Origin of the sequence: Actinobaculum sp. 352 (assembly GCF_003957265.1) — a bacterium.
In the GTDB taxonomy this organism is placed as follows: Bacteria; Actinomycetota; Actinomycetes; order Actinomycetales; family Actinomycetaceae; genus Asp313.
Genome location: NZ_RQSN01000025.1, coordinates 1 through 3,895, shown reverse-complemented (window position 1 = coordinate 3,895; position 3,895 = coordinate 1). Strand labels below are relative to the sequence as shown.

The 3,895-nt window shown below is 62.6% G+C and carries 5 protein-coding genes; all 5 read left to right on the top strand.

Annotated features, from left to right (window positions below; translation table 11 throughout):
• Window positions 1–105: 105 nt before the first annotated feature.
• The 5 genes from EKN07_RS12280 to EKN07_RS12260 are packed head-to-tail and all read left to right on the top strand — an operon-like array spanning window position 106 to window position 3,473.
• On the top strand, window positions 106–594 hold the full coding sequence (locus EKN07_RS12280; RefSeq protein WP_164546680.1) for a carbohydrate-binding protein: 489 nt from the start codon (window positions 106–108) through the stop codon (window positions 592–594).
• Window positions 595–609: 15 nt separating this feature from the next.
• Complete coding sequence (locus EKN07_RS12275) at window positions 610–1,266, top strand: hypothetical protein (RefSeq protein WP_126146556.1); 657 nt, start codon at window positions 610–612, stop codon at window positions 1,264–1,266.
• Window positions 1,267–1,281: 15 nt separating this feature from the next.
• Window positions 1,282–1,761, top strand: a complete 480-nt coding sequence (locus tag EKN07_RS12270; protein WP_126146555.1) for a hypothetical protein — start codon at window positions 1,282–1,284, stop codon at window positions 1,759–1,761.
• Window positions 1,758–3,191 (top strand): GH25 family lysozyme, encoded by a 1,434-nt coding sequence (locus EKN07_RS12265; RefSeq protein ID WP_126146554.1) that lies wholly within the window; start codon window positions 1,758–1,760, stop codon window positions 3,189–3,191. The genes EKN07_RS12270 and EKN07_RS12265 overlap by 4 nt, the downstream gene beginning before the upstream one ends.
• A 12-nt stretch (window positions 3,192–3,203) precedes the next feature.
• Window positions 3,204–3,473 carry a holin gene (locus tag EKN07_RS12260; protein ID WP_206435734.1) on the top strand — a complete coding sequence of 90 codons (270 nt, stop codon included), beginning with the start codon at window positions 3,204–3,206 and terminating at the stop codon, window positions 3,471–3,473.
• Window positions 3,474–3,895: the final 422 nt, after the last annotated feature.

The following is a 3,895-nucleotide window of genomic DNA, read 5'->3' as shown; positions in this document are numbered from 1 at the left end:
CTCATGCTGTTCCAAGACTCCGGGACCACGCTCAACTCTCCGGGCTGCGAGTTTTCCGCCCAATACGTCACCGCATAACCAACCAACGAAGAGAGGGGAATGGTTATGGCTGTCGATCTAGACCTAGTAGGCATTAGTGAGGCGGATTGGGGGGATTTCTATGCCGCCGTGCTGCGAGAGCAGCAACGACGGCTCCTCCTCGCCACCGCCGCACAGCAAGCCGAAACGCTCGCGGCGCAGTACGCTGCCGCCGTGGAAACACAACCCGCCCGCCAACTGGCGGACATTCCCACCACGGGCGCAGTCGGCCCCGGCGAAAAAGTAGTGATCGACGGCATCACGTGGGAGAACATCTCCGGGGCATGGCTCTCCCCACACACGGCAGGACCCGACGTGTACCCGCTCGGCTGGCGTAACACCGCCCTAGCACAACCGGGCGCGGCAGACACCTACCCGACATGGGCCGTCGGCACCGCGTACACGACCGGCACACTCGTCACCTACCAGGGCACCGTCTACCGGTGCGTGATAGCGCACACGTCACAAGCCGACTGGACACCACCGGCCGTCCCCGCACTCTGGACCATCGCCTAACCGAAGGGAATCACGTTGTCACACCAACACTGGACGGGTGCCACCCTACCCGACCCGACAGACGGCATCATCGCATCCATCGAAACGATGGCCGACACCGCCGGAATCATCACCCCCGCGTCCGATATTGCTACGGCACGCGGCATCCTTGCCACGGCCATCGCCGCCGGTGCGCCAATCTCGACGGGGCGCCCCGCATATTTTGATATTGGCGGCATCATCTACCGGTCCGACGGCGCAGACACAGGCGGAGTGTACGCACTATCCCCCGTCAACGAAGTTGAGACGACCTTCGACTCGTTCTCCGGTGGCGTATATCAGCGCACTTCAGGTTCTCAGTCCGCGCTCATCACGTCGAAACTCCCTGCACGTCCATATGACCGCGTCGTGATTGCGTTCGGCATGGCCGACGCCGCCGTGTCTGGCATCGCTGGACTGCGCATTCTCATCATGGATAACTCCAGCCCGACCACGGCCCGATGGGAAGACAACGCGGAGATGCAGACGCAGAACGTGTTCTCTATGGCCCGCATTCCCGCCGGCGTTGATCCGAAAGTCATCCTCGCTGTCAACTTTGGCGGCGCGACGGGGAAGGTCTCAAAGGTTACGTTCTCCGGCGCAACCGACGTCAACAAACTCGCCGTCATGGCCATGCCAATCACAATGGGCTAACGAGGAAGGGATGACGTGATAATGTCACCACTCATCGATTCCGCCGTGATTGTCGCCATGGTCGCCATGATCGGCGGCGCGGTCACCGCCGGAATAACCGGACTGGTTCAGCGCCGGAACGCTACTGCATCACACGAGCTATCTGTCCTGTCAACTACCGTCAACGAACTGCAGGAGCAGGCGGACCGGGCAGAACGCCGCGCGGACAAGATACAGGAACGCATGGACTCGATGGATCAACGGTTCGGGGAACTCCGTAAAGAGCTCGCCAGTGCGCGGGATTCCGAGTATGTGATGGCACGCCAGAACCGGATATGGCAAGACCATGTTGCCACGCTCGAACAGCATATTCGGCGCCAGTTGCCGCCGCCACCACCTGCCCGGCCTGTCGCGTCGCTGGCCGCTGTCAGCGACGGGAAGGAACACAAGACATCAGCCGTTGACAACCCAAATGGTGTGGACGAAACCGACGACGAGGAAGGAAACCTATCATGACAAGCATTCTGCATGGCGTGGATGTTCACGCCCGTTACCAAGCCGGATGGCCGCAAAAGACAATACCCGGCGTGGATTTTGTGATCACGAAGGCCACCGGCGGCACTTCGCTGGTGATTGACGGTTGGAAATCCATGCTTGCTGGGGCGAAGCGCACCGGCGTCTACCACTATGCACGGGAGCGCGGCCGCGCCGGTACCGCTGCTCAAGAGGCCGCGAACTTTATCCGCCAGGCCGCTCTTGCTCCGTCTGACGCACTGCTTGTGCTCGACTGGGAGGAAGCATCCGGGAATAATCTCGGCAACGCAGACTGGGTGTTGGAATGGATGCGTCTCGTGGAGGCCGCGCTCGGCCGCAGACCCGTTTTCTACACGTACCGGGCAACCCTGCTTGCGCACCCGTCCCTGCGCCGAGTCCAACAGGCAGGTTATCCGCTCTGGTACGCACGGTACCCATACAGTGCCCCGGTGGGCTGGAAATCCTATGAGCAGCCCACCGACGTGCCCTACTGGGGCCGACCTGCAATATGGCAGTACTCCTCGGCTGGCGGGGTTCCCGGATGGGACGCCGCGTTAGACCTGAATATTTTCTATGGTGGGCCGTCCGATTGGGCGGCCCTCACTGCATCTACCAACCGCGATACCACCAGTGAAGGAGAGTCTCTCGTGGCACGCACACCAGCTCAGGCCGTGGACTGGGCACAATCCATGATCGGCAAACGCCAGTACGCGGGCATGTGTGAACGCTTCGTCCGCACCGCCTACGGGTACCCGGCCGCTTACAGGACCGCCATGCTCGCCTACGAAGCCTCGAAAAAGGCCGGGACGATTCACATGGACACGACCCCGCCAGTCGGCGTGCCCGTCTTCTGGCGGTTGCAGGGTGTCCCGGCGGGGCATGTGGCCCTGTCCATCGGCGGCGGCCGCGCGATCTCCACATCCGGCGAAGACGGCTCATCCGGGATTCAGGTCATCAGGATTGCCAACTACCAGCCCCGACACTCAACCTATCTGGGCTGGGCCGAGGTCTACCACGGCCAGCGGGTTTATACGGCGGCTGCGGCTGCAGCCACGGCCGCTACCGCCGCGGCGACAACGAAGACGGGCAGGCATCGCTGGTACACGGGCCGGATCGACGGCCACTTCGGCCCGGAAACCGTCAAAGCCCTACAGCGGGCGCTCGCGCGCGAGAAGCGGTACACGCGCGCCGTCGACGGCTCCTTCGGCACGGAGACGTCGAAATCGTGGCAGGGATGGCTACGGGACCAGAAAACATACACGCACGCGGTCGACGGTTCGTTCGGCGTCGAATCATGGAAGGCCGTGCAACGCTCCATGAAAGCCCGGAACCTGTACTCGCGGATGATCGACGGACAGGCCGGCACCTACACGATCACGGCGGTCCAACACTGGCTCGCCGGAAACTACTAACAGGAAGGCAACATGCCCATGCGATACTCACGTAAAACCTTCTGGACCGGAGCGGCCGAGCGGGCCGTCAAGACATTCGCACAGTCCATGCTCGCCGTGTTGACGGCTGGCACGGTCATCTGGGGACTCGACTGGGCAGGCGCGCTCGGCGTCGGCGCAACCGCCGCCGTCCTCTCCCTGCTCACCTCAATCGCAGACCCCGACCGCGTCGATCCGGTGCCAGCTGGCGGCGAGGATGATGATCCTGACCTCGAGGCGATCCGCGATGCATCGACTGACTAAATGCCCGGCCTGTGGCAGTCAGGCGTGCGCCGTCCGGCGCGTCAGCCGCGAGGACCACACCCCACTCCTGCTCGTAATCTGTCGGCTCAGTCCATGTGTACCGTCCCATGCCTAGATCTCCTCGTCCTCGTCGATGCAGGTCTGGCAGTATAGCCACTCGGCAGTGTCGAGCCATGCACCGCAGCCGCTGCAGAATCCAATGTCGAGGCCGTCGTCGTAGTCGTCAAACATGATAGAAAGTTCCTTTCTGCCCCGGCCCGCAAGGGCCGGGGCGCTTATTTGGTTAGTGGTTAGTCGATCTGGCAGGCCTCGAGCATCGCGGCGAGGTCGTCATCCTCGATTGCATACCGCATGTGGAGGCGGAGCGCGGGCCGGTTGAGATTGAAGAGGTCATCGGTGAAGGCCATGCCGTTCGCATGTAG